We start from the raw sequence: 24,968 nt of genomic DNA, 5'->3' as shown, positions 1-24,968 counted from the left end.
ACGTGAGCCTGAGCATCGAGCTGATCACCCCGATCGCGATGGACAAGGGGCTGCGGTTCGCGATCCGGGAAGGCGGGCGCACGGTGGGGGCTGGAACCGTCACCGAGATTCAGGCTTGAGCGGGACGACGCGGGAGAGGCGAATTCACCCATGCTGAACGAAAAGATCCGGATCCGGCTGAAAGCCTACGACCATCGGGTCCTGGACCAGTCGACCACCGAAATCGTGTCCACCGCCCGGCGCACCGGGGCGCGGGTCGCGGGGCCGATCCCCCTTCCCACGAGCCGGAACTTCTGGACCGTGCTGCGCTCGCCCCACGTGGACAAAAAGTCCCGGGAGCAGTTCGAGATTCGGACGCACAAGAGGCTGATCGACATCCTCGAGCCGACGCCGCAGACCGTGGACGCCCTGATGAAGCTGGATCTTCCGGCGGGCGTCGAAGTGGAGATCAAGGCCCTGGGCAAGTAGCGCCCGACAAGGCGGGAGACGGAGCCGGACATGATCGAAGGGTTGATCGGAATCAAGCTCGGGATGACCCAGGTGTTCTCCAAGGAGGGGGGGGTGATCCCGGTGACCGTCTTGAAGGCCGGGCCCTGCATAGTGGTCCAGAAGAAGAACCGCCAGACGGACGGCTACGAGTCGGTGCAGCTGGGCTTCGTCGAGCCGACCTCCGAGCGCAAGGTCAGCAAGGCGCTGCTGGGCCACTTCAAGAAAGCGGGCCTCCCGCCGACCCGCCGGATCCGGGAATTCAAGATTCTCTCGGAGGGGGAGAAGATCAACGTGGGGGATCAGGTGAGCGCCGCGATCTTCCAGGTCGACGAGAACGTTGACGTGAGCGGCATCAGCAAGGGCAAGGGGTTCGCCGGGGTGATCAAGCGCCACCACTTCCGCGGCGGCGCCGCCACCCACGGCTCGATGTTCCATCGCGCGCCGGGATCGGTCGGCGCCTCGGCGTTTCCTTCCCGCACGTTTCGCGGGATGCGCGCGGCCGGGCACCTGGGCGCGGCGCGGATCACCGTCAAGAACCTGCAGGTCGTGCAGATCGATCCGGAGAACCACCTGCTGGTCGTCCGCGGGGCGGTTCCCGGGGCGGACGGCGGCTACCTGGTGATCCGGCACTCGCCGGCCCCGCGGAAGATCCGCCAGCCGAAGGCGGCGCCTCCGGCCGCGAAGAAGGGCGCGAAGACCGCGGCCAAGAAGAAATAGGAGCCCGGAGGCACGCTTCCGGAGGAGTGGAATGGACGCGCTGAAGATCGTCAATCTGAAGAACGAGAAAGTGGGGGAGATGACCCTCGAGAAGTCGGTCTTCGAGTATCCGCTCAAGCGTCATCTCATCTTCGAGGCGGTGAACGCCTACCGCGCCGCCGGCCGATCGGGGACGCGGCAGACGAAAACCCGCGCCGAGGTCGCCGGCAGCGGGCGGAAGCTGTGGCGCCAGAAGAAGACGGGCCGCGCGCGCGTGGGCTCGATCCGCAGCTCGATCTGGCGCAAGGGAGGGACGGTGTTCGGCCCGCATCCGTTCGACTACGACATCCGCTTTCCGAAGCGCATGCGGAAGAATGCGATCCGCTCCCTGCTCTCCTCGAAGCTCCGCCAGGACAAAGTGGTCGTCGTGGAGACCCTGGAGCTCTCCGAGCCGCGCACGCGGGCGATGCAGGGGATGCTGGAGACGCTCGGATTGAAGGGCAAGGTCCTGCTCGTGGACCGGGAGCCGGCGCGCAACCTGGAGCTGGCTTCCCGCAACCTCCGCAACGTCTCCCTGGCCCGCGCCGGCGGGCTGAACGTGTTCGACCTGCTCCATCACGACACGCTGGTGCTCACGCGGCAGGCCGCGGAGACCATCGGGGAGGTCTACGCTCCATGAGCCGGCCCGCGCACCAGATCGTCCTGGCCCCCCTGATCACCGAGAAATCGACCAAGCTGAAGGATGCGCAGGAGCTCCTCTGCTTCCGGGTGGCCCGCGACGCGAACAAGATCGAGATCAAGCGATCGATCGAGGAGCTGTTCAACGTGAAAGTGGCCACGGTCCGCACGGCCCTCGTTCACGGCAAGATGAAGCGCGTCGGGCGGAACCTGGGGAAGCGCCCCGACTGGAAGAAGGCCTACGTCAGGCTGCGGCCGGGCGAGAAGAGCATCGAGTACTTCGAAGGCGTCTAAACGCCGGGGGTCCCTTACATGCCGAACAAGACCTACAAGCCGACCACCCCCGGACGCCGTTTCCAGACGGTCTCGACGTTCGAGGAAATCACCGAGACGCGACCCCTGAAGCCGCTCCTGGACAAGCACAATCGGACGGGAGGCCGGAACAACACCGGCTGGCTATCGGTGCGCCACCGCGGGGGCGGGCACAAGCGGCGGTATCGGATCATCGACTATCGCCGCGACAAGGACGGCATTCCCGGCAAGGTCGCGGCGATCGAATACGATCCCAACCGCTCGGCGCGCATCGCGCGGATCCACTACGCCGACGGAGAGAAGCGCTACATCCTCGCGCCCCAGGGGCTGTCGGTCGGGACGGGGATCGTCTCGGGGCCCGACGCCGACATCCTTCCCGGGAACTGCCTCTCGCTGAAGAGCATCCCCTTGGGGACGACGATCCACAACATCGAGCTGAAGCGCGGCCGGGGCGGCCAGATGGTGCGCAGCGCCGGCGTCGGGGCGCAGCTGCTGGCCAAGGAAGGGGCATTCGCCCAGGTCAAGCTCCCCTCCGGGGAGGTCCGGAGGGTCGACGTCGAGTGCCGCGCCACGATCGGTCAGGTCGGCAACGGCGATCACGAGAACATCTCGATCGGGAAAGCGGGACGGAATCGGTGGCTGGGATGGAGGCCCACCGTGCGGGGGGTCGCTATGAATCCGGTCGATCATCCCCTGGGGGGTGGCGAGGGGAAGAGCTCGGGAGGCCGGCACCCCTGCACGCCCTGGGGAGTCCGGGAGATTAAGACGCGGAACAACAAGCGCACCGAGAAATACATCGTCCGGCGGAGGAAGAAGTCATGAGCCGGTCCATCAAGAAAGGGCCCTACGTCGAGCCCTCTCTCAAGAAGAAGATCGAGGAGATGAACCGCAAATACGAGAAGAAGGTCCTGAAGACCTGGTCCCGGCGGAGCACCATCCTCCCGGAGATGGTCGGCCACACGCTGGCGGTGCACAACGGCAAGAAGTTCATTCCGGTCTACATCACGGAGAACATGGTCGGACACCGGCTCGGGGAGTTCTCCCCGACCCGCATCTTCCGGGGGCACTCCCGGGCGGCGGCCGCGGAAGCGGCCTCCGGGGGCGGGGCTCCGACGCCGCCTCCCGCGGGCGGCACCACGACGGCCTCCTGAGCCGGAGAAGGACGCGGTGATGGTCTCGAGAGCAACGATGCGGTACCTGGGCAGCTCGGCGCAGAAGACGCGGCTGGTCGTCGATCTGATCCGCGGAAAGCGGGTCGAGGAGGCCCTCGCGACCCTGCGCGTGACGAAGAAGGGGGTCGCGAAAGACGTCTCCAAGGTGGTGGCGTCGGCGGTGGCCAACGCCCGGGTGAAGAAGGAGGATGTCGACGTCGATCGGCTGTTCATCAGCCGGGCGACGGTCGACGGCGGGCCGTCGCTCAAACGGATCCGGCCGGCCCCGATGGGGCGCGCCTTCCGGATCCTGCGCCGCTCGTGTCACATCACCATCGAACTGGACGAAAAGGGACCGGCTCCTGCCGGGGCCGGGAGGTAGGAAGTGGGTCAGAAGGTACACCCGTTCGGCTTCCGGATCGGCGTGACGCGCACCTGGCAATCGCGCTGGTTCGACGACAAGAACTACGCCGATCTCCTGTTGGAGGACCTGCGGCTCCGGACCGAGTTGAAGCGCCGCCTATCGCACGCCGGCGTCGCGGCGATCGAGATCGAGCGCGCCGCGAACAAGCTGAAGATCAACATCCACACCTCCCGCCCGGGGATCGTCATCGGCCGGAGGGGAGCCGAGGTCGACAAGCTCCGGGACGAGATCGCCAAGCGCACCGGCCGCGAGATCTTCATCAACATCGTCGAGATCCACAAGCCCGAGATCGTCGCGCAGCTCGTCGCGGAGTCGGTGGCGCTCCAGATCGAGCGGCGCGTCGCCTTCCGAAGGGCGATGAAGAAGGCGATCGAGTCGTCCATGCGGTTCGGCGCGAAAGGCGTGCGAATCCGCTGCTCCGGCAGGCTCGGGGGTGCCGAGATCGCCCGCACCGAGTGGTATCTCGAGGGGCAGCTGCCGCTCCATACGCTGCGGGCCGACATCGACTACGGCTTCGCGGAGGCGCGGACCACTTACGGAGCTATCGGCGTGAAGATCTGGATCTACAAGGGAGAGGTGCGGGCGCGGCCGGGGGTTGGCGAGGAGCGGCCCGGCGATACCGTGGGCAGCCCGGGCCGGGCGGGGATCTGACATGCTGATGCCGAAGAAGGTCAAATACCGGAAGCAGATGAGGGGACGCCGCCGCGGCAAGGCGCAGCGGGGGAGCACCGTCAGCTTCGGGGATTACGGGCTGAAAGTGATGGAATGCGGCTGGATCACCGACAAGCAGATCGAAGCGGGCCGCGTGGCGATGACCCGTTTCGTGAAGCGCGGCGGCAAGATCTGGGTTCGCATCTTTCCCGACAAGCCGATCACCAAGAAGCCGGCCGAGACCCGCATGGGCAAGGGGAAGGGGGCGCCGGAAGGATGGGTGGCGGTGGTGCGGCCGGGGAAGGTGATCTTCGAGATGGAAGGGGTCACCGAGGAGGTGGCCCGGGAGGCGATGCGCCTGGCCTCCCACAAGCTACCGCTGAAGGCCGCCTTCGTTCACCGGGGGTTCTGACGTGAAAGCGCTCCGGGCTTCGGCCCTTCGGGAAAAGACGATGGAGGAGCTCCTCAAGGACGAGGAGGACCTTCAGACCCAGCTCTTCAAGCTCCGGTTCCAGCAATCCACCGGCCAGGCGGAGAACCCCCATCGCATCCGGGGGGTCCGGCGCGATCTGGCGCGGGTGAAGACGGTTCTGAACGAGAAGCGAACGGCGGCGCAGAGCTAGCCGCCGCACGACGGAGGATTCATGCCGGAGCCCCGGCCCGCAGCCGAGCCAGCGCCTCACCGAGGCAGGCGACTGCTCCTCGAGGGAGTGGTCGTCAGCGACAAGATGACGAAGACGATCGTGGTCCAGGTGGAGCGGGTCGTCCGGAACGAGCGCTACGGCAAGTATCTCAAGCGCTCCGCCCGGTTCATGGCCCACGACGAGAAGGGGCAGGGGAAGGTGGGAGATCGCGTGACGATCGTGGCGGATCGGCCCCGCAGCGCCCGGAAGCGATGGAGTCTCCGGTCCGTAATCACCCGGGCGGAGCGCGTCTAGACGAGAGGGGAGGGGGCGAGCCATGATCCAGATGCGCACGATGCTCGAGGTCGCCGACAACTCCGGCGCCCGGCGCATCAGCTGCATCCATCTTCGGGGGCGCTCGGTGAATCTCATCGGCCGCATCGGCGACGTGATCACCGCCTCGGTGAAGGAGGCGGTGCCCGAGGGGAACATCAAGAAGGGGCAGGTGGTCCGGGCCGTCATTGTCCGGATGAGCAAGTGCCAGCGCCGCAGCGATGGCACGTGCATCCGCTTCGACGAGAACGCGGCCGTCCTGATCAACGATGCGGGGGAGCCGATCGGCACGCGCATCTTCGGCCCCGTCGCGCGGGAGCTGCGGGAGAAGAACTTCATGAAGATCCTCTCCCTGGCCCCGGAAGTCCTGTAGGAGGTCCGATGCCCGCGTTGTTCTTGAAGAAGGAAGACAAGGTCAGGGTGCTCGCGGGAAAGGACCGGGGCAAGACCGGCCGGGTCCTGCGCGTCATCCCCGCCAAGGGGCGCGCGGTGGTGGAGGGCGTGGCGTTCGTCAAGCGTCACACCCGCCCGAATCCCTCGAAGAACGTCAAGGGGGGGATCGTGGAGCGCGAATCGAGCATCCACCTCAGCAACCTGAAGGTGGTCTGCTCGGAATGCGGCGAGCCGACTCGGGTGGGGCATACGATTCTCGAGGACGGGAAGAAAGTGCGGGTCTGCAAGAAGTGCAAGGGGATCCTGGACAAGTAGCCCGGGCGGCAGCCGCCGGGGCGAGCGGAGCGAAGATGGCGACGGCGCGACTCAAGGGACGGTACGATCAAGAGATCGTGCCCACGATGATCGAGCGGTTCGGCTACAAGAACCGGATGGCGGTTCCCCGGCTCAGCATGATCGTCCTGAACATGGGCGTCGGAGACGCCGTCCAGAACATCAAGCTCCTCGACAACGCCTCGGAGCAACTCACGCTCATCGCGGGGCAGAAGGCGGCGGTGACGCGCGCCAAGAAGTCGATCGCCAACTTCAAGATCCGCGCCGGCATGCCGATCGGCTGCCAGGTGACGCTCCGCGGCGCCCGGATGTACGAGTTCTTCGATCGGCTGGTGTCGATCGCGCTGCCCCGCGTCCGGGACTTCCGGGGAGTCTCCTCGCGATCGTTCGACGGGCGCGGCAATTACACGCTCGGCGTCAAGGACCAGCTCATCTTCCCGGAGGTGAACTACCAGAAGGTGGATCGCGTCCGGGGAGTGAACGTCTCGATCGTCACGACGGCCCGGACCGACGAAGAGGGAAAGAACCTTCTGACCCTCCTGGGACTGCCTTTTCGGAAGGACTGAGGAACGGAGGTCATCTTGGCAACCGCCGCCATGCGCGCGAAGCAGATCCGCAAGCCGAAGTTCAAGGTCCGCCGCTACAACCGCTGCCGCCATTGCGGCCGGCCGCGCGGCTTCCTGCGGAAATTCGGCCTCTGCCGAATCTGCTTCAGGAAGCTGGCTCTGGAAGGAATGGTCCCGGGCGTCGTCAAAGCGAGCTGGTAAGCTCCCGAAGCCCGGGCTGAGCCGGGCGGACGACTCCGGCGGGCGGAGCGATTTCAAGAGACGGAGCGATTTCAAGAAAGGTGCATGGAAGCCATGAGCATGACCGATCCGATCGCCGACATGCTGACCCGGATCCGAAACGGCGTCCGCGCCCGCCATCCCCGCGTCGAGATTCCGCACTCGAACCTGAAGGAGCATCTGGCGAAGATCCTCAAGAAGGAGGGCTTCGTGGAGGCGGTGGCGGTCGTGCGGCCGAAAGAAGGGTTTCCCGTGATCCGGATCGCTTTGCGCTATACCCCCGAGGGGGAGCCGGCTCTCGCCGGACTCGAGAGGGTCAGCCGTCCCGGCCGGCGCGTCTACTGCGCGAAGGACGAGATCCCCCCGGTGCTGGGCGGGCTCGGCGTGGCGATTCTCTCGACCTCGCGAGGCCTGATGTCCGGCGAGGAATGCCGCCGGGTCGGCGTCGGCGGCGAGATTCTCTGCAACATCTGGTAGGAGGAAGAGCGTGTCGCGCATCGGCCGGCAGGTGATCAAGGTCCCCAAGGGAGTGACCATCCAGGTGGACGGGAAGGGCGTTCTCGTGGGCGGCGCGAAAGCGAAGCTCCTGACGCCGCTGCCCCCGGGAATCACCGCGAGCCTCGCCGGGGAAGAGCTGCGGGTCGCCCGCGACGGCGATTCGAAGCAGAAGAAGGCCCTTCACGGCCTGATCCGCGCCCTGCTGGCGAACGCCGTCCGCGGCGTGACGGAGGGATTCACGCGCGAGCTCGACATCATCGGCATCGGGTACCGGGCGGCCGTGGCGGGGAAGAAGCTCCAGCTCAGTCTCGGCTACTCCCATCCGGTCGAGTTCGACATCCCGGAAGGGATCGAGATCCGCGTGGACAAGCAGACGCACCTGGTCGTCAGCGGGGCGGACCGCCACGTCGTGGGGCAGGTCGCGGCGAACATCCGCCGCCTCCGGCTTCCCGAGCCCTACAAGGGCAAGGGGATTCGCTACACCGACGAAGTCATCCGGAGAAAGGCCGGCAAGGTCGGCAAGACTGCGGCCGCCTGAGGCCGGGCGCCGCCAACGGGAAGGAGCCATGCAGAGGGACGCAAGAAAAAGCCAGCGCCGGGATCGACGGAGGTCGCGGATTCGCTCCCGGCTTTCCGGCACCGCCGCCAAGCCGCGCGTTTCGGTGTACAAGAGCCTGAAGCACATCTACGCGCAGGCCATCGACGATGAAAAGGGACAGACGCTCGCCCATGCCTCCAGCCTCGAGAAGGGAGGCGGCGGCAAGTCGGGCGGCAACCTCGCGGGGGCCCGGACGGTCGGCTCGCTGATCGCGGAGAGGCTCAAGGAGAAGGGTCTCGAGGAAGTCGTGTTCGACCGGGGAGGGTATCCCTATCATGGCCGGATCAAGGCCGTGGCGGACGCCGCCCGGGAGAAGGGGCTCAAGTTCTGAAGGACGCATCCAGGATGGCGAGGTGAAGATTTGGAACCGATGAAAAGCTCGGAGCTCGACTTGAAGGACCAGGTGGTCCACATCAACCGGGTCACGAAAGTCGTCAAGGGGGGCAAGAACTTCCGCTTCTCGGCGCTCGTGGTGGTCGGCGACCTGCGGGGGCACGTCGGCTTCGGCATGGGGAAAGCCCGGGAAGTTCCGGTCGCCATCGCCAAGGGAGTCGAGCGCGCCAAACGGAACTTGATCCGGGTGCCGATCAAAGACGGGACGATTCCGCACCCGATCGTCGGCCATTTCGGCGCGGGGAGGGTGATGCTCCGGCCCGCGTCCACCGGCACGGGGGTCATCGCGGGGGGCGCGGTGCGCGCCGTCATGGAATCGGCGGGCATCCAGGACATTCTGACGAAATCGCTGGGCACCACGAACCCCTACAACGTCGTACGCGCCACGTTCGCGGGGCTCCAGCAGCTCCGGGATCCCAAGGCCGTACGGCAGAGGAGTGTCGAGGTGACGGAGGACAAGAATGGCGAAGCGGACCGCCAAGCGGAAGGGCAAGACCATTGAGATCGTCCAGGTGCGCAGCGGCATCGGCGCGCCGGAGGATCAGAAGCGGACGCTGCGATCGCTGGGATTCCGTCGCCTGAACCAGACGGTGGTGCGCCCCGACAATCCGGCCGTCCGGGGAATGGTGGCGACCATTCCCCACTTGGTCCGGGTGGTGGGCGAATAGGCGTCTAAGGAGAACCTCGTGCCCCGAAAAAAGAAGGTGACGCAGAAGACGAAGGAGATCGGCCTCGAATCGCTGCGCGCCGCCGCCGGCTCGCGCCGCAAGAAATGGCGTGTCGGCCGCGGGCCGGGATCGGGGAACGGCAAGACGGCGGGCGCGGGCAACAAGGGGCAGCTCTCGCGATCCGGGTTCTCGCGGCAGCGAGGGTTTGAAGGCGGGCAGATGCCGCTGCACCGCCGGGTTCCGAAGCGCGGCTTCAAGAACCTGTTCCGGAAGGAGTTCACGGTGGTGAACCTGGATCAGATGGCCGGGTTCCAGGGAGAGGTCACCCCGGAGAGCCTGGTGGCCAGCGGCATCCTGAAGCGGGTGCGGGGCGGCGTCGTGCTCCTGGCGCGCGGCGATTGCCCGGCCGGCCTGAAGGTGAAAGTGCACCGGATCAGCAAGCAGGCGCGCGCCAAGGTCGAGGCCGCCGGCGGGACCGTCGAGATCCTCTCCGCCTGACGGCGGATCCCTTGAGGCGGCGCGGCGCCGAAGCGTGAGGGAAGGCGTGACGAGACGGAGTTCCAGGCGATGATCAACAGCATCAAGAACATCTTCAACATCCCCGACTTGAGAAGGCGGGTGTTCTATACCTTCGCGCTGCTCGCCGTCTACCGGATTGGCGGCCACGTTCCGGTCCCGGGGATCAACTTCGAGGCGCTGGACGCCTTCTTCAAGCAGCAGGCCGGCTCCCTGCTCGGCTTCCTGGATCTCTTCTCCGGCGGCAACCTCCGGAGGCTGACGATCTTCGCCCTCGGAATCATGCCGTACATCTCGGCCTCCATCATTCTCCAGCTGCTCACCGTCATCTGGCCTTACCTCGAGAAGCTCTCCAAGGAAGGGGGCGAGGCGGGCCGCCGGAAGATCACCCAGTGGACGCGCTACGGCACGGTGGTGCTCAGCGTCGTCCAGTCGTACGGCATCTCGCTGTGGCTGGAGAACTTCGCGACCTCCGGCGGGCCGCAGGTGGTGGTCCATCCGGGGATCGGGTTCGAGTTCATGACGATCCTCACGCTGACCACCGGGACCGCGTTCATCATGTGGCTCGGAGAGCAGATTTCGGAGCGCGGGATCGGCAACGGCATTTCGTTGATCATCTTCGCCGGAATCGTGGTGAACCTCCCCCACGCGGTGCTCGCCACCGTGGAAGACCTGATGACCGGGAACATCGGGATGATCACGCTCGTCGCGCTCCTCGTCATCATGGTCCTCGTCGTGGCGGCGATCGTCTTCGTCGAGCGGGCGCAGCGGCGCATTCCCGTGCAGTACGCCCGGCGGGTCGTGGGGAGGCGGACCTATGGAGGCTTGTCGACCCATCTTCCGCTGCGGCTGAACACCGGAGGGGTGATTCCCGTCATCTTCGCCTCGTCGATCCTCTCCATCTTCCAGACGCTGGGGCAGATTCCCTGGGTCCAGAAGACTCCCTGGGCGCGGGACCTCATTCACCAGTTCGACTTCTCGATGCCGCTGCACCACATGCTGTATTTCCTGTTCATCATCTTCTTCTGCTATTTCTACGTCTCGATCATCTTCAATCCGATGGACACGGCCGACAATCTCCAGAAGTTCGGCGGCTTCATTCCCGGGATCCGGCCCGGCCGGCGGACCGCGGAGTTTATCGACAACGTCCTGACGCGCCTGACCTTCGTCGGCTCGATTTACCTGGCCCTGATCGCCCTGCTTCCGACGATCCTGATCTCGGGGTTCAACGTCGGGGCGATTCCTCTCATCGGACCGGGTCTGGAGTACATTCTTCCCGACTTCCTGTCGAAGGGGCTCAACGTCAAGTTCGTGTTCGGCGGAACGTCCCTCTTGATCGTCGTGGGCGTGGCCATGGACACGGTCCAGCAGGTCGAGTCGCAGCTCATCATGCGGCACTACGAGGGGTTCCTGAAGGGAGCGCGGATCAAGGGACGGCGGGGGTAGCGGGTGAACCTGCTCCTGATGGGCCCGCCAGGAGCCGGGAAAGGGACCCAGGCGGTACGGCTCCGGGAGAGGATCGGGGTCGTCCACCTTTCCGCCGGCGACATGCTGCGGGAAGCGGTGAAGCGGGGCACGCCGCTGGGGCTCGCGGCGCGCGGTATGATGGAACGGGGGGAGCTGATCCCCGACGATCTCGTGGCGCAGATGGTGGAAGAGCGCCTGCGGGATCCGGAGTGCGCGGCGGGCTTTCTCCTGGACGGCTATCCCAGGAACCTCGCGCAGGCACGAAGGCTGTCGGAGTTCCTCGAGAAGTCGGGGAGGCGGCTCGACCGGGTCCTGGCCCTGAGGCTTCCCGAGACGGAGCTGCTGTCGCGCCTGACCGGTCGCCGCCTCTGCGGAACGTGCGGCGCCGGGTACCACGTCGCGAACAAGCCGCCGCGCCGGATAGGAATCTGCGACGTGTGCGGCAACGAGCTGATGCAGCGGGCGGATGACCGCGAGGAGATCGTCCGCGAGCGTCTCCGGGTCTATACGACCCAGACCCTGCCGCTTCTCGAGTTCTACCGGGAGAGCGGGCTGCTCTTCGAGGTCGACGCGACGGGGACTCCGGACGAGGTCTTTGGGAGAATCGCCGAGGCGCTGGAAGAGGTCCCGCGATGATTCTCCTCAAGTCGCCGGCGGAGATTGAGTCGCTGGATCGGGCCAACGCCCTGGTCCTCAAGATCCTGGACGCCCTGGAGCGCATGGTGGCTCCGGGAGTGACGACCTGGGATCTCGATCGTGTCTCGGAGGAGATGGCGTTGAAATCGGGGGCCAAGCCGGCCTTCAAGGGCTACCGGGGGTACACGCGCTCCTTGTGCGCCTCGGTGAACGAAGAGGTGATCCACGGGATCCCCTCGAAGAAGAAGGAGCTGAAGGAAGGGGACATCGTCAGCCTCGATTTCGGAGTCCTGCTGGACGGCTACTACGGCGATTCGGCCCGCACCGTGCCGGTGGGGAGCGTCCCGGAGGAGGCCCGCAGGCTCCTCGACGTGACGCGCGCGGCGCTGGCGAAGGGGATCGAGGCGGCCAGGCCCGGCGGGCACCTTTCCGACATCGGCTCCGCCATCCAGGGCCACGTCGAGTCGGCGGGATTCTCGGTCGTCCGAGAGTTCGTCGGCCACGGCATCGGAACCTCGCTGCACGAGGATCCCCAGGTGCCGAATTACGGCACCCCGGGGACGGGGCCGGTCCTGCGGGAGGGGCTGGTCCTGGCGGTCGAGCCGATGGTGAACCAGGGGACGCCCGAGGTCCGGGTCCTCCCCGACGGCTGGACCGCGGTGACGCTGGACGGCGGTCTTTCCGCCCACTTCGAGCGGTGCCTGGCCATCACGGCGCAGGGCACCCGGGTCTTGGGATCCTAGGAGATCGATTCATTGCCGCGAGACGAAGCGATTCAGGTGGAAGCCACGGTCCTGGAGCCCTTGCCGAACGCGATGTTCCGCGTTGAGATGGACAACAAGCACAAGGTGCTGGCCCACATCTCGGGAAGGATGAGGAAGAACTTTATCAGGATTCTGCCGGGGGACCGGGTGCTGGTGGAGCTGTCGCCCTACGATCTGACCCGGGGACGGATCGTCTACCGCTACAAGTGAGCGGCTGACGCGTCGAGAGGAAGGGAAGCGTGAAAGTCCGAGCGTCCGTGAAGAAGATTTGCGCGAAGTGCAAGGTCATCCGCCGCCGCGGGGTGATCCGGATTATCTGTCCGAACCCGAAGCACAAGCAGCGGCAAGGATAATTCCACCCCGCCGCCCCGAAGCCGGGCCGCGGCGGGCGAACCAGAGAAGGAGGTCGGAGCTTGGCTCGCATCGCCGGCGTGGACCTGCCCCAGAACAAGCGCGTCGAGGTCGCCCTGACCTACATCCACGGCATCGGCCGCTCGCGGTCGAACCACATCCTGGAGAAGGCGGGAGTCTCTCCCGACGTGAAGGTGAAGGATCTCTCCGAGGAAGAGGTCCGCAAGATTCGCGACGTGATCCAGGACGAAGGGCAGGTCGAGGGAGACGTGCGGAAGAACGTCTCGATGGACATCAAGCGCCTCATCGACATCGGCTGCTATCGCGGCATGCGGCACCGCCGCAACCTGCCGGTGAGAGGGCAGCGCACCCACACCAACGCGCGCACCCGCAAGGGTCCTCGCCGCACGGTCGCCGGCAAGAAGAAAGCGCCGGTCGGAAAGAAGGGATAGGAGAGCATGGCCGAGGAAAAGAGAGCGAAAGAAGTCGAAGCCAAGCCGGAATCGCCGGCGGCGGGAGAAGCGGGCGCCAAGTCCGCCGCGGCGCCGGTGAAGCGGGTCCGCGGCAAGGAGAAGAAGAACGTTCCGATGGCGGTGGCCCACATTCACGCCACGTTCAACAATACGGTGATCACGATCACCGACATGCAGGGCAACGTCCTCGCCTGGTCCTCCGCGGGCTGCCTCGCCTTCAAGGGATCCCGGAAGGGGACTCCCTTCGCCGCGCAGATGGCGGCGCAGGCGGCGGGAAACGCGGCCAAGGAGCACGGCGTGCGCTCCCTGGAGGTGAGGGTGAAGGGGCCGGGCTCGGGAAGGGAGTCGTCGATTCGGGCGCTTCAGTCCATCGGCATGGAGATCAAGGCGATCAAGGACGTCACGCCGATTCCCCACAATGGTTGCCGCCCTCCCAAGCGCCGGCGGGTGTGAGGGAAGCGGCGGGGCTCGTCGGACTTTACCAGGCGGATTTCGGAAAGGGGAGAACACTTGGCAAGAACTCGCGGTCCGGTTTGTCGATTATGCCGCCGGGAAGGGATGAAGCTCTTCCTGAAGGGCGAGCGCTGCTTCTCGGAGAAATGTGCCGTCGAGAAGAGGCGCTTCGCCCCGGGGCAGCACGGTAAGCGGCGCACCAAGGTCCAGGGGTACGGGATCCAGCTGCGCGAGAAGCAGAAGGTGAAGCGGATCTACGGGATGCTCGAGAACCAGTTCCACCTCGCCTACCAGCAGGCCGTCCGCAAGAAGGGCATCACCGGCGAGGTGCTGCTCCAGCTCCTCGAGCGCCGGCTCGACAACGTCGTGTTCCGGCTGGGGCTCGCCTCCTCGCGGTGGCAGTCCCGCCAGCTCATCAGCCACGGGCACGTCCGGGTGAACGACCGGAAGGTCGACGTCATTTCCTACCTGGTCAAGTCGGGCGACACGATCAGCCTGAAGGACCGGATCAAGAAGAACGTGTTCCTCCTGGCCTCCGTGGACCACGCCAAAGGCCGGGGGCTTCCGCCCTGGCTGGCGCTCGACTCCGACGGACTCAGGGGGACCGTGACGGCTCTGCCGACCCGCGACAGCATCACGCTGCCGATCCAGGAGCAGATGATCATCGAGCTCTATTCGAAGTGAAGCCGCCAAGACCTCTCCGGGTCCCATGCGGCGCACATCATCGGGAGACATCGGAATGCTTTGGAAAGACTTTCAACGCCCCAAGCGCCTCGAGTGCAATCGGGAGACCTTGACGGGAACCTACGGCGAGTTCTACGCGCAGCCCTTCGAGAGGGGCTTCGGGACGACGATCGGCAACGCCATGAGACGGGTGCTGCTCTCGAGCGTCGAGGGCGCCGCCATCACTGCGGTGAAGATCGATGGCGTGCTCCACGAGTTCACCTCGATCCCGGGCGTCGTGGAGGATGCGACCGACTTGATCCTGAACTTGAAGCAGGTTCCGCTGAAGATGAACGTGGATCATCCCCAGACCATCTACCTGCGCTCGGAAGGGGCCGGGGACGTCAAGGCGGGCGACATCGAGACGAACCCGAACGTGCAGATCCTCGATCCCGAGGTGCATCTCGCCACTCTCCAGGAAGAGGGGAAGCTCAACATCGAGATGCGCGTCCGGCAGGGGCGCGGCTACGTGTCCGCCGACCGGAACTTCGAGCCGGACCTGCCCCTCGGATACATCCCCATCGACTCGGTGCATTCCCCCGTGAAGAAAGTGAACTATACGGTGGAGGACGCGCGGCTGGGCCAGACGACCGACTACGACAAGCTGACGATCGAGGTCTGGACCAACGGGGCCGTCGCCCCGGTGGACGCCGTGGCGCTCGGCTCCAAGCTGATCAAGGATCACCTCGCCATCTTCATCAACTTCGAGGAGATCGAAGAGGGCGGCGAGAAGGAGATCGACAAGGAGCGGGAAAAGCTCAACGAGAACCTGAACCGCTCCGTGGAGGAGCTCGAGCTCTCGGTGCGCTCCTACAACTGTCTGAAGAACGCCGAAATCCGGACGATCCGCGACCTCGTCCAGCGCTCCGAGGGGGAGATGCTGAAGACGAAGAATTTCGGCCGGAAGTCGCTGAACGAGATCAAGGAGATCCTGGCGGAGATGGGGCTGTCGCTCGGGATGAAGCTCGACGAGCCCGCCCCGATGGCGAAGTGACGGGCCGGGGAGAGGATCGCCCATGAGGCACGGAAAGGCGCTACGCAAGCTGGGAAGGACGACCGCCCACCGGATGTCGCTCCTGCGCAACCTGTCGACCTCGCTGTTCGCCAAAGGCCGCATCGCGACGACGCTTCCGAAGGCGAAGGAGCTGCGCCCGTTCGCGGAGAAGCTCATCACCCTGGCCCGCCGCGACGATCTGCACAGCCGCCGGCTCGTCGCCCGGTCCATCCAGGACAAGGCGGTCGTCAAGACGCTGTTCGACACGCTCGGCCCCCGGTTCGCCCAGCGGAACGGCGGCTACAGCCGGATCCTGAAGCTCGGATGGCGCAGCGGCGACGGCGCGGAGATGGCGATCCTCGAGCTGCTCGGCTCGGAGCCCGTCTTCGACAAGGGCGGCAAGAAGGGCAGGAAGGGGCGGAAAGCGAAGAAAGCGGCCGCCCCGGATGCTGCCGCAGCGACACAGACGGAGGAGGGCCACGCCGAGGGGCACGATCACGACCACGACCACGCCCACGAGGAGCCGAAGCCGAAGAGCGCGAAGAAAAAGGCGGCGGGCGCCGGGAAGCAGAAGGAGAAAGCGGCTCCGAAGGGTGCCCGGGGGAAGAAGAAGCCGGCCCGGTAGCTTCGACGCGGCATTCGCTGGACCCGGGGGAGCGTCACGCTCCCCTTTTTTTTCACCGTTCCCTCCGAGGGATCCTTGCCCCGTCGCGACGATCTCCACACCATCCTGATCCTCGGATCCGGCCCGATCGTCATCGGCCAGGCCTGCGAGTTCGATTACTCGGGAACCCAGGCCTGCAAGGCGCTCAAGGAGGAGGGTTTCCGGGTCGTCCTGGTGAACTCCAATCCCGCCACGATCATGACCGACCCGGAGATGGCCGACGCCACCTACGTCGAGCCGCTCACCGCCGAGACGGTGGCGCGCATCATCGAGCGGGAGCGTCCCGACGCCCTCCTCCCGACGGTGGGGGGGCAGACCGCGCTGAATCTGGCGATCGAGCTGGGGCGGGGGGGAATCCTGGAACGTCACGGCGTGGAGCTGATCGGGGCCAAGCTCCGGGCGATTGAGGTCTCCGAGGACCGCAAGCTGTTCAAGGAGGCGATGACGCGCATCGGCTTGGAAGTGCCGGCGAGCGGCTACGCCGGATCGCTTCCGGAGGCGGAGGAGGTCCTGGCGCGCATTGGCTATCCGGCCGTCATCCGCCCCTCCTTCACGCTGGGAGGGTCCGGAGGCGGCGTGGCGTACAACGTGGAGGAATTCCATGAGATCGTCGGGCGCGGCCTGGCGCTGAGCCCGGTGGGCCAGGTCCTGATCGAGGAATCGGTCGTCGGCTGGAAGGAGTTCGAGCTGGAGGTGATGCGGGACCTGGCGGACAACGTGGTGATCATCTGCTCGATCGAGAACCTCGACCCGATGGGAGTGCACACCGGAGACTCGATCACGGTGGCGCCGGCGCTGACGCTGACCGACGTCGAATACCAGCGGATGAGGACCGCCGCCATCCGGATCATCCGTGAAGTCGGCGTGGAGACCGGAGGGTCGAACATCCAGTTCGCGGTCGACCCCGCGACCGGGCGCCAGCTGGTGATCGAGATGAACCCGCGGGTGTCGCGATCCTCGGCTCTCGCCTCGAAGGCGACCGGGTTTCCGATCGCGCGGATCGCCGCCAAGCTCGCGGTCGGATACACTCTGGACGAAATCCCCAACGACATCACGCGCGAGACGCCCGCCTCGTTCGAACCCACGATCGACTACGTCGTCGTCAAGATCCCTCGCTTCGCGTTCGAGAAGTTCCCGCGCGCCGATCGCACCCTCACGACCCAGATGAAATCGGTGGGCGAGGCGATGGCGATCGGCCGGACGTTCAAAGAGGCGCTCCAGAAAGGGCTCCGATCCCTGGAGATGGGAGAGGACGAATGGGGATGGGAAGGGTCGGAGATCCGCGATCCGCTGCTCCTGCGCGAGAGACTGATCACCCCGACGCGCGACCGGCTCGCGGCCGTGCGGACGGCGCTGCTCGCCGGGATGAGGGTCGGGGAGATCGCCGCCCTGACGCGGATCGATCCCTGGTTTCTGGAGAAGATCCGGGAGATCGTGGCGCGGGAAGCGGAGATCAAGGGGAGAGCGCTGGCGACCCTTCCGCGGGACCTGCTCCGGCAGGCCAAGCGCGACGGCTTCTCCGATCGGCGCCTGGCCCGGCTCATGGGTGAGTCCGAGGAGAACGTGCGGGCGCGGCGCATCGGCGACGGCATTGTCCCCGCGTACAAACGGGTCGACTCCTGCGGCGCCGAGTTCGAGGCGAAGACCCCGTACCTCTACTCGACCTACGAGGAGGAATGCGAGTCGGACCCCTCGTCCCGGCGCAAGGTGATGATCCTGGGGAGCGGGCCGAACCGGATCGGCCAGGGAATCGAGTTCGACTACTGCTGCTGCCAGGCCGCCTTCGCCCTAAGGGAGGAGGGGTTCGAGACGATCATGGTGAACTGCAATCCGGAGACGGTCTCCACCGACTACGACACGTCCGACCGGCTCTATTTCGAGCCGCTCACCTTCGAGGACGTGAAGAACATCGTGGAGCGGGAAAGACCGGAGGGGGTCATCGTCCAGTTCGGGGGCCAGACACCGCTGAATCTCGCTCTGGCGCTGCAGCGCTCGGGCGTCCCCATCCTGGGGACTTCCCCGGAGTCGATCGACCTGGCGGAGGATCGTAAGCGCTTCGCGTCGCTGGCGCGGGAGCTGGAGATCACCGTTCCGGCGTGGGGGACGGCGCACGACATGGACGAGGCGCTGGCGGTGGCGGCGCAGATCGGCTATCCGGTCCTGATCCGGCCTTCCTACGTCCTCGGGGGGCGCGCCATGATGGTGGCTTACGACGAGACGCAGCTGCTCTCCTACGCCTCCCAGGCCGCGCGGGTCTCGCCGGGGCATCCCGTGTTCATCGATCGCTTCCTGGAGGACGCCTTCGAGGTGGACGTCGACGCGATCGGGGACGGGAGCCGCGTCGTGATCGGGGGAATCCTCCAGCACATCGAGGAGGCGGGGATCCACTCCGGCGACTCCTTCTGCGTCCTGCCGACGTACAAGATCACGCCGGAGCACCTGGCGCAGATCCGGGATCAGACGGTTCGCATGGGGCTGGCGCTCTCAGTCAGGGGCCTGATGAACGTCCAGTTCGCCGTCAAGGACGGAGTCCTTTATGTGCTGGAGGTGAACCCCCGGGCGTCCCGGACGGTCCCCTTCGTGAGCAAGGCCACCGGCGTCCCCCTGGCGCGCCACGCGGCCAGGATCATGGCCGGCCGCACGCTTCGGGATCTGGGGTTCACCGAGGAGCCCGTTCCGCCGGCCGTCTTCGTCAAGGGAGTCGTCTTCCCCTTCATCCGGTTTCCCGGCGAGGATCCGATCCTGGGGCCCGAGATGAAGTCGACCGGAGAGGTGATGGGGATCTCCCCTGCGTTCGGCCAGGCCTTCGCCAAGGCGCAGATGGCCTGCGGGATGAGGCTTCCCACCGAGGGGAAAGTCTTCATCTCGGTGAACGACTACGACAAGGAGGCGGTGATTCCGATCGGGCGCGGGCTGGCGGAGATGGGATTCCGGCTGACCGCCAGCGCCGGGACCGCCCACCGGCTGGCGGAAGCGGGCCTCGCGGTGGAGATGATCTACAAGGTGAACGAGGGCCGCCCCAATATCGTGGACCGGATTCTGAACGGCGACATCCAGCTCATCCTGAACACGCCGCTGGGACGCGAGTCGCACTTCGACGAGGAGTCGATCCGGCGGACCGCCACCTCGCGGGGCGTTCCGTGCATCACGACGCTTTCGGGAGGGGCAGCGGCGGTCGAGGGGATTCGGGCTCTCCGGCAGGGAGGCCTCGACGTGGCCCCGCTGCAGGCCTACCATCGAGCCGCCCCGCGCCCCTGAGCGCCGGTGGCGAGCCGAGCGGCAGTCTCATTCTCCTCGCGAGAACTGTCTCACGATTGCCGCGATCAAGTCGCGCGTGGCGTGCTCCTTCGGATCCCCGACGATCCGAATCCTCCCTCCCGCCTTCAGGACCGCCTCCCGCTCGGGGACGCTCTCGGCGCGGTAATCGGTGCCTTTGCAATGCACGTCGGGCGCAATCCTGACGATCAGGGCGGCCGCGGTCTCCTCGTCGAAGACCGTCACGTAGTCGACGCAGGCCAGGGCCGCGAGGATCTCGGCGCGCTCGGCTTCGGGGATGAGAGGGCGTCCGGGGCCCTTGAGGGCGCGCGCCGAGCGGTCGCTGTTGAGCGCCACGACGAGCACGTCGGCCTCCCGGCGGGCGGCTTCGAGGTAGCGCACGTGCCCGACGTGGAGAAGGTCGAAGATGCCGTTCGCCAGGGCAATCCGTTTCCCGGCGGCGCGCTGGCGCGCCAGGAGTGCGGCCAGATCCTCCCTTGCCGCGATCTTCCCCGATCGGTCGGCGATCATGGCCGCGGGAGGCCCGCCATGGCCCTCCGCATCTCGTCCGGAGACACGGTCGCCGTACCGCGCTTCAGGACCACCAGGCCCGCGGCGATGTTCGCGAGCGTCGCCGCCTCGAGGAAGCTTCCGCCAGAGAGCCGCGCCAGCGTGAACGCGGCCGCCACCGTGTCCCCGGCGCCGGTGACGTCGGCCACTTCGTCCGTCCCGAAGACGGGAATATGGATCGCCGCGCTCGCCTCGGCGAAGAGCGCGAGACCGCGGCTTCCCAGCGTGACCATCACCGCCTCGGCCTCGATCATCTCCTTGAGGCGCCATCCGGCCCGCTCCAGGGCGCCGGTGTCGTTGCCCACCGCGATGCCGGTCGCCTTCTCGGCCTCCTCGAGGTTCGGCGCGGCCGCGGCGACGCCCCGGAAGATCGAAATCTGACTTCGCGAGTCGACGACCACCGGCAGCCGCAGGCCGCGCGCCAGGGACAGGATCGGCGTAACGTTCCCGGGATGCACCAAGCCGTACCCGTAGTCCGAGACGAGGAGGCCGGCGGCTCCGGCGGCTCCCGCCTTGAGGTTCTTCAACAGGAGATCTTCCTCGCTCGCCGTGAGCGCCACGGGCTCTCCCTGATCGATGCGCACCACCTGCTGCTTCACGGAGTGGGCGCCGCCCGCGAGAATGCGCGTCTTGGTGGGGGTGTGGTAGCTCTCGTGGCTCCAGATGAGCGACGTCGCGATGCCGCGCCGCGCGAACGTCGACAGGAGCGCCTCCCCCGACACGTCGTCCCCCAGGCGCCCCACGGTCACGGGACGAGCTCCGAGCGCCTTGAGGTTGGCCACCGCGTTGGCGCCCCCTCCGGGGAGGAGGTCGGTCCGCCGGTGGTTCAGGATGAGGACCGGCGCCTCGCGCGAGATACGGGAGCTCTCGCCGTACCGGAACTCGTCCTGCACAAGATCCGCGAGCACCAGAACGGTCACGCCGGAGAATCTTTCCAGGAGCTCGCTCAACCGAGCGGGATCGGGGGCGCGCGGACTTGGGCTCATCGGGACCCTCGCTCCCGCTCCAGGATCCAATCGACGGCGGCGCCGAGATCCTCGGCGACGTGGTCGGGCTGCACCGTCCAGAGGTGGCGCCGGTGCTCGAAGTGACCCCGGCCGTAACCGGTGAGCACCAGGATGGTGGTGGTTCCCGCGGCGCGGCCCGCCCCCACGTCGACGACGCCGTCGCCCACCATATACGAGCGCGCCAGATCGATCCCCAGCTCGCGGGAGGCGCGCAGCAGCATTCCCGGCAGAGGCTTGCGGCAATCGCAGTCCTGGCGATAGGGGGGGATCCCCTCGCGGGGGTGGTGCGGGCAGTAATAGACGGCGTCGACCGACGTCCCCTCGGCCGCCAGGAGCCCCCGGAGCCTTTCGTGGGCCTGATGCACGATCGCCTCCTCGAAGTAGTCGCGCGCCACCCCGGATTGGTTGGTGACCACGACGGACAGGAGTCCCGCCTCGCGGATGCGCCGCAGCGCCGCGGCTGAGCCGGGAAGGAGCCGCAGCCGCGACGCATGGTTCACGTAGCCGACCTCCTCGGCGAGGGTCCCGTCGCGATCCAGGAACACCGCGCGGGCGGCCGCGGCCGGACTCATGCCCGCGCCTGCCGCTGCCGGATGGCGGCCGCTTCCTCGGGAGGGCGGGTCCGCCAGCGGCGGTGCATCCAGACCCAGAATTCCGGCTCGCGCCGCACCTGATCTTCGATGATGCGGGTGCAAATCTGCGTCAGCTCGAGAATGTCCCTTTTCGTGTCGCCCGATTTCTGGAAGCGCACTTCGGGAAGGTAGCGGACGCGATACCGCCCGTCGGGTAGCGGGATGCCGAAGACCGGAATGATGGGAGCCTCGGTCTTGAGCGCCAGCGTCGCCAGGGCGGGAGTGGTGGAGGCCGGGGAGCCGAAGAAATCGACGAAGATCCCGTCTTCGCCGCGGACATTCTGATCGATGACGATGGCCACTCCCCAGCCTTCCCGGATGGCCCGCAGGATCTCGCGCGCCGCCCCTCGCTTGTGAATCACGCGGTTCCCCGAGAGGGTGCGGTAGCGGTGGAGCTGGCGCTCGAGAAACGGGTTGTCGAGGGGGCGCGTCACCATCGCCAGGGGAAGGCCGAGGTAACCCTGGAGGAGCGCGACCATCTCCCAGTTGCCGTAATGGCCCGAGAAGACGAACACGCCCTTCCTTTGCGCGTAGGCTTCCCGCACGTGCTCCAGCCCTTCGAACACCGCGATCTCCGACACGCGCTCCGGATCGACCTGCGGGAAGGCGAGGCTGTCGCACAGGAGGAGCCCGAGATGGGCGAAGGAGGCCCGGGCGATCCGCTGCTTCTCCAAGGGGGAAAGACCGTCCCCGAAGGCCCGCTCCAGGTTGGCGTGGGCCATGCGCCGGTGGCGCGGCGAGAGCCGGTACAGACCCAGGCCGAGGCCCTTCCCCGCGAGCAGCCGGACACGGCGCGGCAGGACCCTGAGGACCGCGAAGATCAGCTGGACCAGGGCCCCCTCGACCCAGTTACGCAGCGCTCGATTCCGTCTGGGCATTCAGAAAACCGGAGAGCCGGCGCCGGCCGGCGAAGAGGAGATCCGATCCGAGAGGAATCTCCAAAGCTCCTCCTCCCGGGAGGGCGCCAGTCGGATGCGAAGCGTATAAAGAGGAGGACCGAGCCGGGCGGTCCCCAGGCGCATCCGGTCCTTTTCGGTCGTCACGATCAAGTCGGCTCCCGCCTCCCGGGCCGCGGCGCGAATGCGCTCCAGATGGACCGGAGCGAAGCGCTGGTGGTCCCGGAAGCGAAGCGCGCCCGCCAAGCTCAGCCCCGAAGCCCGGAGGTCCGATTCGAACGAGCGCGGCTGGGCGATTCCGGAGAACGCCAGGACTCTCATTCCCTTCAGGACCCCGGCGTCGACGGGTTCTTCGGTCTCGGCGCGCAGGAAACCCGCCACCACCCGCTCGCAGGTGAAGAGAGGAGTCTCGAGGCCGAGACGGCGCATCACTCCGCGGATCCGGTCGGTGCCGGCCCGGAGATCTTCCGCGGCCCCCGTGACGACGATCGCGTGGGCCCTCCTCATCTCCCCGGCCGGCTCGCGGAGCGGGCCGAGCGGCAACATTCTACCATTGCCGATTCCCTCGAAGGCGTCGATCAGGAGAAGGTCGGCGTCGCGGTGCAGGCGCCGGTGCTGGAACCCGTCGTCGAGCAGAATGATTTGCGAGCCGAGCCGGTCGCGGGCGAACAGGGCCGCCGCGGCCCGATCCCGGCAGACGATCACGGCGGCGCCGCGGGCCAGCTCGGAGAGCAGCACCGGCTCGTCGCCGGCCTCCTCGGCCGTCGCCAACGCGCCGGCGCCTTCGGAGACGACGATCGGCGCGTCGTGCCGGCGGCCGCCGTAGCCTCGGCTGGCGATCGCGATCCGGCGTCCCTCGGCGTGCATCCGAGCGGCGAGATAGGCCACGAAAGGGGTCTTCCCCGACCCTCCCAACGTCAGGTTCCCCACGCTGATCACCGGAACGCCCGCGTGGACGGAGCGCAGGACTCCCCGTTCGTAAAGAAGATTGCGCAGGGCGACCGCTCCCCGATAGAGAAGCCCCGGCGGGGCCAGCAGCCAGCGGAGGGGGCCGGGAGAGACGGTCATCGATCGCCCCGAGCGAGGATCCCGGCAATCGCCTCGGCGCTGCGGCGCGCCGCGCCGCGGTTTTGCGCGACGACGGCGAGGGCCCGCTCTCCGGCCCGCTGGCAGGCGGCGGGGTCGCGAAGCAGGCGGCCGACCTCGCGCTCCAGGGAATCGGCGCCGTCGACGCGAAATCCCGCTCCCGCCTCGAGGAGGGCCTCGGCCGCGGCCGCGAAATTCTCGGTCCGCGGGCCGAACAGGACGGGGCGTCCGGCGGCCGCGGGCTCCATCAGGTTCTGGCCTCCGCGCGGCACCAGGCTGCCCCCGACGAAACAGATCGTCGCCGCGGCATAAAGCGGCGCCAGCTCACCGATGGTATCGAGCAGGAGGACGGGAGCCTCGCGCGCCTCCCCGGCGCTGCGTCGCGCGAAAGGAATCGCCTTCCCCGCGAGCAGTGTCGCGACCCGCTCGAAGCGGTGGGGATGCCGGGGAGCGAGGAGGAATCGCAGCTCCGGAAACTCGGATCGCAGCCTCGTCCAGGCTGGGAGAAGAATCTCCTCTTCTCCTTCCGACGTGCTGCCCGCCACGAGAACGGGCGCCTCGGCGGGCCAGCCGAGGCGGCGCCGCGCTTCGGCGGCCGAAGCGCGTCCCGCGGCGAGGTCCCATTTCACGTTTCCGAGGACGCGCGTCCGCCCAGGCGGCGCGCCGAGCGCCTGGATCCGCCCGGCGTCGCGCTCGGTCTGCATGGCGAAGAGCTCGACGCGCGCCAGCGCGGACTCAATCAGCGGCCGGATCCTCCGATAGCGCGGGAAGCTGCGCTCGGAGATCCTTCCGTTCACCAGGATCACCGGAATCCGCGCGCGCCGGCACTCCCGCAGGAGATTCGGCCAGATTTCCGTTTCGATCAAGACGAGCGCCCGGGGGCGGAGTCTTCCAAGACTCCGTCGCATGACGAACCCGAGATCGAGCGGGAAGAATGCGGCCCGGGAGCCTGCGTCCACCGATTTCGCGGCGTGGCGCCGCCCGGCGGGAGTGGTGGAGGAGAGGAGGATCGGGATGCCCGGTGAGATCTCCTCCAGCTCCTGGAGGATTCGGCGGCCCGCCACCACTTCGCCGACCGACGCCGCATGGACCCAGAGGGGCCGGCGCCCGGGCGGGAAGAGGGGGAGGCCTCCCAGCCTCTCTCCCCAATGCCGGCGGAGATCGGCGTCGCGGAGGCTGAAAACCAGCAGAAAGGGGAGGGAGGCGGCGGCGGCAAGAGCGAGCAGGGCGGAGTAGATCCAGACCATCCAGCCTCCCCTCCCGCAGCCCCGGGGGCGGGAGCGGGGCCGCGAGTATAGCTCCCGGGTCGGGAAAGATCAACGAAGTCCGGCGCCGCCCGCCGGCCTATAAACCATTGATAGGCGTAAGGTTCCAGCCTGACGGAAGGCGCGCGACGGGGGATTGACTCCACCAGGCGCCGCGCGGAGCTTGCTGAGAGCGCCTCTCCATCCCTATA

General features: G+C 67.2%; 39 protein-coding genes. 33 read left to right on the top strand and 6 right to left on the bottom strand.

Annotation, left to right across the window (positions count from 1 at the left end):
• The 33 genes from tuf to carB all read left to right on the top strand — a co-directional run.
• Positions 1-119, top strand: a 119-nt coding sequence (gene tuf, locus VGR67_04150) for an elongation factor Tu (protein ID HEV8335588.1), incomplete at its 5' end; no start/stop codon positions are given.
• Positions 120-150: 31 nt separating this feature from the next.
• Positions 151-468, top strand: coding sequence for a 30S ribosomal protein S10 (rpsJ, locus tag VGR67_04145; protein ID HEV8335587.1), 318 nt, complete (start codon positions 151-153; stop codon positions 466-468).
• Positions 469-498: 30 nt separating this feature from the next.
• The gene (gene rplC / locus VGR67_04140) at positions 499-1,206 is read left to right on the top strand and encodes a 50S ribosomal protein L3 (protein ID HEV8335586.1); all 708 of its coding nucleotides are present in this window, start codon (positions 499-501) and stop codon (positions 1,204-1,206) included.
• Positions 1,207-1,237: 31 nt separating this feature from the next.
• Complete coding sequence (gene rplD / locus VGR67_04135) at positions 1,238-1,864, top strand: 50S ribosomal protein L4 (protein HEV8335585.1); 627 nt, start codon at positions 1,238-1,240, stop codon at positions 1,862-1,864.
• Positions 1,861-2,157, top strand: a complete 297-nt coding sequence (locus VGR67_04130; GenBank protein HEV8335584.1) for a 50S ribosomal protein L23 — start codon at positions 1,861-1,863, stop codon at positions 2,155-2,157. Before rplD ends, VGR67_04130 begins: the two co-directional genes overlap by 4 nt.
• A gap of 18 nt (positions 2,158-2,175) precedes the next feature.
• Positions 2,176-2,997, top strand: a complete 822-nt coding sequence (rplB, locus tag VGR67_04125) for a 50S ribosomal protein L2 (protein ID HEV8335583.1) — start codon at positions 2,176-2,178, stop codon at positions 2,995-2,997.
• Positions 2,994-3,326 carry a 30S ribosomal protein S19 gene (gene rpsS / locus VGR67_04120; protein HEV8335582.1) on the top strand — a complete coding sequence of 111 codons (333 nt, stop codon included), beginning with the start codon at positions 2,994-2,996 and terminating at the stop codon, positions 3,324-3,326. The genes rplB and rpsS overlap by 4 nt, the downstream gene beginning before the upstream one ends.
• A gap of 19 nt (positions 3,327-3,345) precedes the next feature.
• On the top strand, positions 3,346-3,708 hold the full coding sequence (gene rplV / locus VGR67_04115) for a 50S ribosomal protein L22 (protein ID HEV8335581.1): 363 nt from the start codon (positions 3,346-3,348) through the stop codon (positions 3,706-3,708).
• 3 nt (positions 3,709-3,711) lie between these two features.
• Positions 3,712-4,401, top strand: coding sequence for a 30S ribosomal protein S3 (gene rpsC / locus VGR67_04110; protein HEV8335580.1), 690 nt, complete (start codon positions 3,712-3,714; stop codon positions 4,399-4,401).
• Between the two features lies 1 nt (position 4,402).
• Positions 4,403-4,813, top strand: coding sequence for a 50S ribosomal protein L16 (gene rplP, locus VGR67_04105; protein HEV8335579.1), 411 nt, complete (start codon positions 4,403-4,405; stop codon positions 4,811-4,813).
• A 1-nt stretch (position 4,814) separates the two neighbouring features.
• Complete coding sequence (rpmC, locus tag VGR67_04100; protein HEV8335578.1) at positions 4,815-5,024, top strand: 50S ribosomal protein L29; 210 nt, start codon at positions 4,815-4,817, stop codon at positions 5,022-5,024.
• A gap of 21 nt (positions 5,025-5,045) precedes the next feature.
• Entirely contained in the window at positions 5,046-5,339 is a 294-nt protein-coding gene (gene rpsQ / locus VGR67_04095; GenBank protein HEV8335577.1) for a 30S ribosomal protein S17, read from the top strand.
• Between the two features lie 22 nt (positions 5,340-5,361).
• Positions 5,362-5,730, top strand: a complete 369-nt coding sequence (gene rplN / locus VGR67_04090) for a 50S ribosomal protein L14 (GenBank protein HEV8335576.1) — start codon at positions 5,362-5,364, stop codon at positions 5,728-5,730.
• An 8-nt stretch (positions 5,731-5,738) separates the two neighbouring features.
• Positions 5,739-6,065, top strand: coding sequence for a 50S ribosomal protein L24 (rplX, locus tag VGR67_04085; GenBank protein ID HEV8335575.1), 327 nt, complete (start codon positions 5,739-5,741; stop codon positions 6,063-6,065).
• Positions 6,066-6,100: 35 nt separating this feature from the next.
• The gene (gene rplE / locus VGR67_04080) at positions 6,101-6,649 is read left to right on the top strand and encodes a 50S ribosomal protein L5 (GenBank protein HEV8335574.1); all 549 of its coding nucleotides are present in this window, start codon (positions 6,101-6,103) and stop codon (positions 6,647-6,649) included.
• Between the two features lie 15 nt (positions 6,650-6,664).
• The gene (locus VGR67_04075; protein ID HEV8335573.1) at positions 6,665-6,850 is read left to right on the top strand and encodes a type Z 30S ribosomal protein S14; all 186 of its coding nucleotides are present in this window, start codon (positions 6,665-6,667) and stop codon (positions 6,848-6,850) included.
• A gap of 93 nt (positions 6,851-6,943) precedes the next feature.
• Complete coding sequence (gene rpsH, locus VGR67_04070) at positions 6,944-7,345, top strand: 30S ribosomal protein S8 (GenBank protein ID HEV8335572.1); 402 nt, start codon at positions 6,944-6,946, stop codon at positions 7,343-7,345.
• 10 nt (positions 7,346-7,355) lie between these two features.
• Positions 7,356-7,904 (top strand): 50S ribosomal protein L6, encoded by a 549-nt coding sequence (gene rplF / locus VGR67_04065; GenBank protein HEV8335571.1) that lies wholly within the window; start codon positions 7,356-7,358, stop codon positions 7,902-7,904.
• A gap of 28 nt (positions 7,905-7,932) precedes the next feature.
• Positions 7,933-8,295 carry a 50S ribosomal protein L18 gene (gene rplR / locus VGR67_04060; GenBank protein ID HEV8335570.1) on the top strand — a complete coding sequence of 121 codons (363 nt, stop codon included), beginning with the start codon at positions 7,933-7,935 and terminating at the stop codon, positions 8,293-8,295.
• A 39-nt stretch (positions 8,296-8,334) separates the two neighbouring features.
• The gene (rpsE, locus tag VGR67_04055; protein ID HEV8335569.1) at positions 8,335-8,859 is read left to right on the top strand and encodes a 30S ribosomal protein S5; all 525 of its coding nucleotides are present in this window, start codon (positions 8,335-8,337) and stop codon (positions 8,857-8,859) included.
• Positions 8,819-9,025 carry a 50S ribosomal protein L30 gene (rpmD, locus tag VGR67_04050; GenBank protein ID HEV8335568.1) on the top strand — a complete coding sequence of 69 codons (207 nt, stop codon included), beginning with the start codon at positions 8,819-8,821 and terminating at the stop codon, positions 9,023-9,025. Before rpsE ends, rpmD begins: the two co-directional genes overlap by 41 nt.
• A 57-nt stretch (positions 9,026-9,082) precedes the next feature.
• Positions 9,083-9,523, top strand: a complete 441-nt coding sequence (gene rplO, locus VGR67_04045; GenBank protein HEV8335567.1) for a 50S ribosomal protein L15 — start codon at positions 9,083-9,085, stop codon at positions 9,521-9,523.
• Between the two features lie 69 nt (positions 9,524-9,592).
• Positions 9,593-10,987 (top strand): preprotein translocase subunit SecY, encoded by a 1,395-nt coding sequence (gene secY, locus VGR67_04040; protein ID HEV8335566.1) that lies wholly within the window; start codon positions 9,593-9,595, stop codon positions 10,985-10,987.
• A gap of 3 nt (positions 10,988-10,990) precedes the next feature.
• On the top strand, positions 10,991-11,644 hold the full coding sequence (locus VGR67_04035) for an adenylate kinase (GenBank protein HEV8335565.1): 654 nt from the start codon (positions 10,991-10,993) through the stop codon (positions 11,642-11,644).
• Positions 11,641-12,387, top strand: a complete 747-nt coding sequence (map, locus tag VGR67_04030) for a type I methionyl aminopeptidase (protein HEV8335564.1) — start codon at positions 11,641-11,643, stop codon at positions 12,385-12,387. The genes VGR67_04035 and map overlap by 4 nt, the downstream gene beginning before the upstream one ends.
• A gap of 12 nt (positions 12,388-12,399) precedes the next feature.
• The gene (gene infA, locus VGR67_04025) at positions 12,400-12,618 is read left to right on the top strand and encodes a translation initiation factor IF-1 (protein ID HEV8335563.1); all 219 of its coding nucleotides are present in this window, start codon (positions 12,400-12,402) and stop codon (positions 12,616-12,618) included.
• A 29-nt stretch (positions 12,619-12,647) separates the two neighbouring features.
• The gene (gene rpmJ, locus VGR67_04020) at positions 12,648-12,761 is read left to right on the top strand and encodes a 50S ribosomal protein L36 (protein ID HEV8335562.1); all 114 of its coding nucleotides are present in this window, start codon (positions 12,648-12,650) and stop codon (positions 12,759-12,761) included.
• Between the two features lie 60 nt (positions 12,762-12,821).
• On the top strand, positions 12,822-13,211 hold the full coding sequence (rpsM, locus tag VGR67_04015; protein ID HEV8335561.1) for a 30S ribosomal protein S13: 390 nt from the start codon (positions 12,822-12,824) through the stop codon (positions 13,209-13,211).
• 6 nt (positions 13,212-13,217) lie between these two features.
• A complete protein-coding gene (gene rpsK / locus VGR67_04010; protein HEV8335560.1) occupies positions 13,218-13,685 on the top strand; it encodes a 30S ribosomal protein S11 in 468 nt (155 codons plus the stop codon).
• Between the two features lie 57 nt (positions 13,686-13,742).
• Entirely contained in the window at positions 13,743-14,369 is a 627-nt protein-coding gene (gene rpsD, locus VGR67_04005) for a 30S ribosomal protein S4 (GenBank protein ID HEV8335559.1), read from the top strand.
• Positions 14,370-14,424: 55 nt separating this feature from the next.
• On the top strand, positions 14,425-15,402 hold the full coding sequence (locus VGR67_04000; protein ID HEV8335558.1) for a DNA-directed RNA polymerase subunit alpha: 978 nt from the start codon (positions 14,425-14,427) through the stop codon (positions 15,400-15,402).
• 22 nt (positions 15,403-15,424) lie between these two features.
• Positions 15,425-16,027 carry a 50S ribosomal protein L17 gene (gene rplQ, locus VGR67_03995; protein HEV8335557.1) on the top strand — a complete coding sequence of 201 codons (603 nt, stop codon included), beginning with the start codon at positions 15,425-15,427 and terminating at the stop codon, positions 16,025-16,027.
• A 75-nt stretch (positions 16,028-16,102) separates the two neighbouring features.
• A complete protein-coding gene (gene carB, locus VGR67_03990; GenBank protein HEV8335556.1) occupies positions 16,103-19,324 on the top strand; it encodes a carbamoyl-phosphate synthase large subunit in 3,222 nt (1,073 codons plus the stop codon).
• Positions 19,325-19,351: 27 nt separating this feature from the next.
• On the opposite strand, the gene VGR67_03985 is transcribed toward carB, so the two are convergent.
• The 6 genes from VGR67_03985 to VGR67_03960 are packed head-to-tail and all read right to left on the bottom strand — an operon-like array spanning position 19,352 to position 24,759.
• Positions 19,352-19,852, bottom strand: a complete 501-nt coding sequence (locus tag VGR67_03985; GenBank protein ID HEV8335555.1) for an adenylyltransferase/cytidyltransferase family protein — start codon at positions 19,850-19,852, stop codon at positions 19,352-19,354.
• Complete coding sequence (locus tag VGR67_03980) at positions 19,849-20,877, bottom strand: PfkB family carbohydrate kinase (GenBank protein HEV8335554.1); 1,029 nt, start codon at positions 20,875-20,877, stop codon at positions 19,849-19,851. The genes VGR67_03985 and VGR67_03980 overlap by 4 nt, the downstream gene beginning before the upstream one ends.
• The gene (locus VGR67_03975) at positions 20,874-21,470 is read right to left on the bottom strand and encodes an HAD family hydrolase (GenBank protein ID HEV8335553.1); all 597 of its coding nucleotides are present in this window, start codon (positions 21,468-21,470) and stop codon (positions 20,874-20,876) included. Before VGR67_03975 ends, VGR67_03980 begins: the two co-directional genes overlap by 4 nt.
• Complete coding sequence (locus VGR67_03970; GenBank protein ID HEV8335552.1) at positions 21,467-22,408, bottom strand: lysophospholipid acyltransferase family protein; 942 nt, start codon at positions 22,406-22,408, stop codon at positions 21,467-21,469. Before VGR67_03970 ends, VGR67_03975 begins: the two co-directional genes overlap by 4 nt.
• Entirely contained in the window at positions 22,409-23,494 is a 1,086-nt protein-coding gene (gene lpxK / locus VGR67_03965) for a tetraacyldisaccharide 4'-kinase (protein HEV8335551.1), read from the bottom strand.
• Entirely contained in the window at positions 23,491-24,759 is a 1,269-nt protein-coding gene (locus tag VGR67_03960; GenBank protein HEV8335550.1) for a 3-deoxy-D-manno-octulosonic acid transferase, read from the bottom strand. Before VGR67_03960 ends, lpxK begins: the two co-directional genes overlap by 4 nt.
• Positions 24,760-24,968: the final 209 nt, after the last annotated feature.

The organism is Candidatus Polarisedimenticolia bacterium (assembly GCA_036004685.1).
Lineage (GTDB): Bacteria > Acidobacteriota > Polarisedimenticolia > Gp22-AA2 > AA152 > DASYRE01.
This window is presented reverse-complemented; position numbering and strand designations above follow the sequence as displayed.

Bases quoted from the DNA above. Each gene is read 5' to 3' on its own strand.
- rpsJ (HEV8335587.1), top strand. From the start codon at position 151: ATGCTGAACGAAAAGATCCGGATCCGGCTGAAAGCCTACGACCATCGG.
- rplC (HEV8335586.1), top strand. From the start codon at position 499: ATGATCGAAGGGTTGATCGGAATCAAGCTCGGGATGACCCAGGTGTTC.
- rplD (HEV8335585.1), top strand. From the start codon at position 1,238: ATGGACGCGCTGAAGATCGTCAATCTGAAGAACGAGAAAGTGGGGGAG.
- VGR67_04130 (HEV8335584.1), top strand. From the start codon at position 1,861: ATGAGCCGGCCCGCGCACCAGATCGTCCTGGCCCCCCTGATCACCGAG.
- rplB (HEV8335583.1), top strand. From the start codon at position 2,176: ATGCCGAACAAGACCTACAAGCCGACCACCCCCGGACGCCGTTTCCAG.
- rpsS (HEV8335582.1), top strand. From the start codon at position 2,994: ATGAGCCGGTCCATCAAGAAAGGGCCCTACGTCGAGCCCTCTCTCAAG.
- rplV (HEV8335581.1), top strand. From the start codon at position 3,346: ATGGTCTCGAGAGCAACGATGCGGTACCTGGGCAGCTCGGCGCAGAAG.
- rplP (HEV8335579.1), top strand. From the start codon at position 4,403: ATGCTGATGCCGAAGAAGGTCAAATACCGGAAGCAGATGAGGGGACGC.
- rpsQ (HEV8335577.1), top strand. From the start codon at position 5,046: ATGCCGGAGCCCCGGCCCGCAGCCGAGCCAGCGCCTCACCGAGGCAGG.
- rplN (HEV8335576.1), top strand. From the start codon at position 5,362: ATGATCCAGATGCGCACGATGCTCGAGGTCGCCGACAACTCCGGCGCC.
- rplX (HEV8335575.1), top strand. From the start codon at position 5,739: ATGCCCGCGTTGTTCTTGAAGAAGGAAGACAAGGTCAGGGTGCTCGCG.
- rplE (HEV8335574.1), top strand. From the start codon at position 6,101: ATGGCGACGGCGCGACTCAAGGGACGGTACGATCAAGAGATCGTGCCC.
- rpsH (HEV8335572.1), top strand. From the start codon at position 6,944: ATGAGCATGACCGATCCGATCGCCGACATGCTGACCCGGATCCGAAAC.
- rplR (HEV8335570.1), top strand. From the start codon at position 7,933: ATGCAGAGGGACGCAAGAAAAAGCCAGCGCCGGGATCGACGGAGGTCG.
- rpsE (HEV8335569.1), top strand. From the start codon at position 8,335: ATGAAAAGCTCGGAGCTCGACTTGAAGGACCAGGTGGTCCACATCAAC.
- rpmD (HEV8335568.1), top strand. From the start codon at position 8,819: ATGGCGAAGCGGACCGCCAAGCGGAAGGGCAAGACCATTGAGATCGTC.
- secY (HEV8335566.1), top strand. From the start codon at position 9,593: ATGATCAACAGCATCAAGAACATCTTCAACATCCCCGACTTGAGAAGG.
- map (HEV8335564.1), top strand. From the start codon at position 11,641: ATGATTCTCCTCAAGTCGCCGGCGGAGATTGAGTCGCTGGATCGGGCC.
- rpsK (HEV8335560.1), top strand. From the start codon at position 13,218: ATGGCCGAGGAAAAGAGAGCGAAAGAAGTCGAAGCCAAGCCGGAATCG.
- VGR67_04000 (HEV8335558.1), top strand. From the start codon at position 14,425: ATGCTTTGGAAAGACTTTCAACGCCCCAAGCGCCTCGAGTGCAATCGG.
- rplQ (HEV8335557.1), top strand. From the start codon at position 15,425: ATGAGGCACGGAAAGGCGCTACGCAAGCTGGGAAGGACGACCGCCCAC.
- VGR67_03985 (HEV8335555.1), bottom strand. From the start codon at position 19,852: ATGATCGCCGACCGATCGGGGAAGATCGCGGCAAGGGAGGATCTGGCC.
- VGR67_03980 (HEV8335554.1), bottom strand. From the start codon at position 20,877: ATGAGCCCAAGTCCGCGCGCCCCCGATCCCGCTCGGTTGAGCGAGCTC.
- VGR67_03975 (HEV8335553.1), bottom strand. From the start codon at position 21,470: ATGAGTCCGGCCGCGGCCGCCCGCGCGGTGTTCCTGGATCGCGACGGG.
- VGR67_03970 (HEV8335552.1), bottom strand. From the start codon at position 22,408: ATGCCCAGACGGAATCGAGCGCTGCGTAACTGGGTCGAGGGGGCCCTG.
- lpxK (HEV8335551.1), bottom strand. From the start codon at position 23,494: ATGACCGTCTCTCCCGGCCCCCTCCGCTGGCTGCTGGCCCCGCCGGGG.
- VGR67_03960 (HEV8335550.1), bottom strand. From the start codon at position 24,759: ATGGTCTGGATCTACTCCGCCCTGCTCGCTCTTGCCGCCGCCGCCTCC.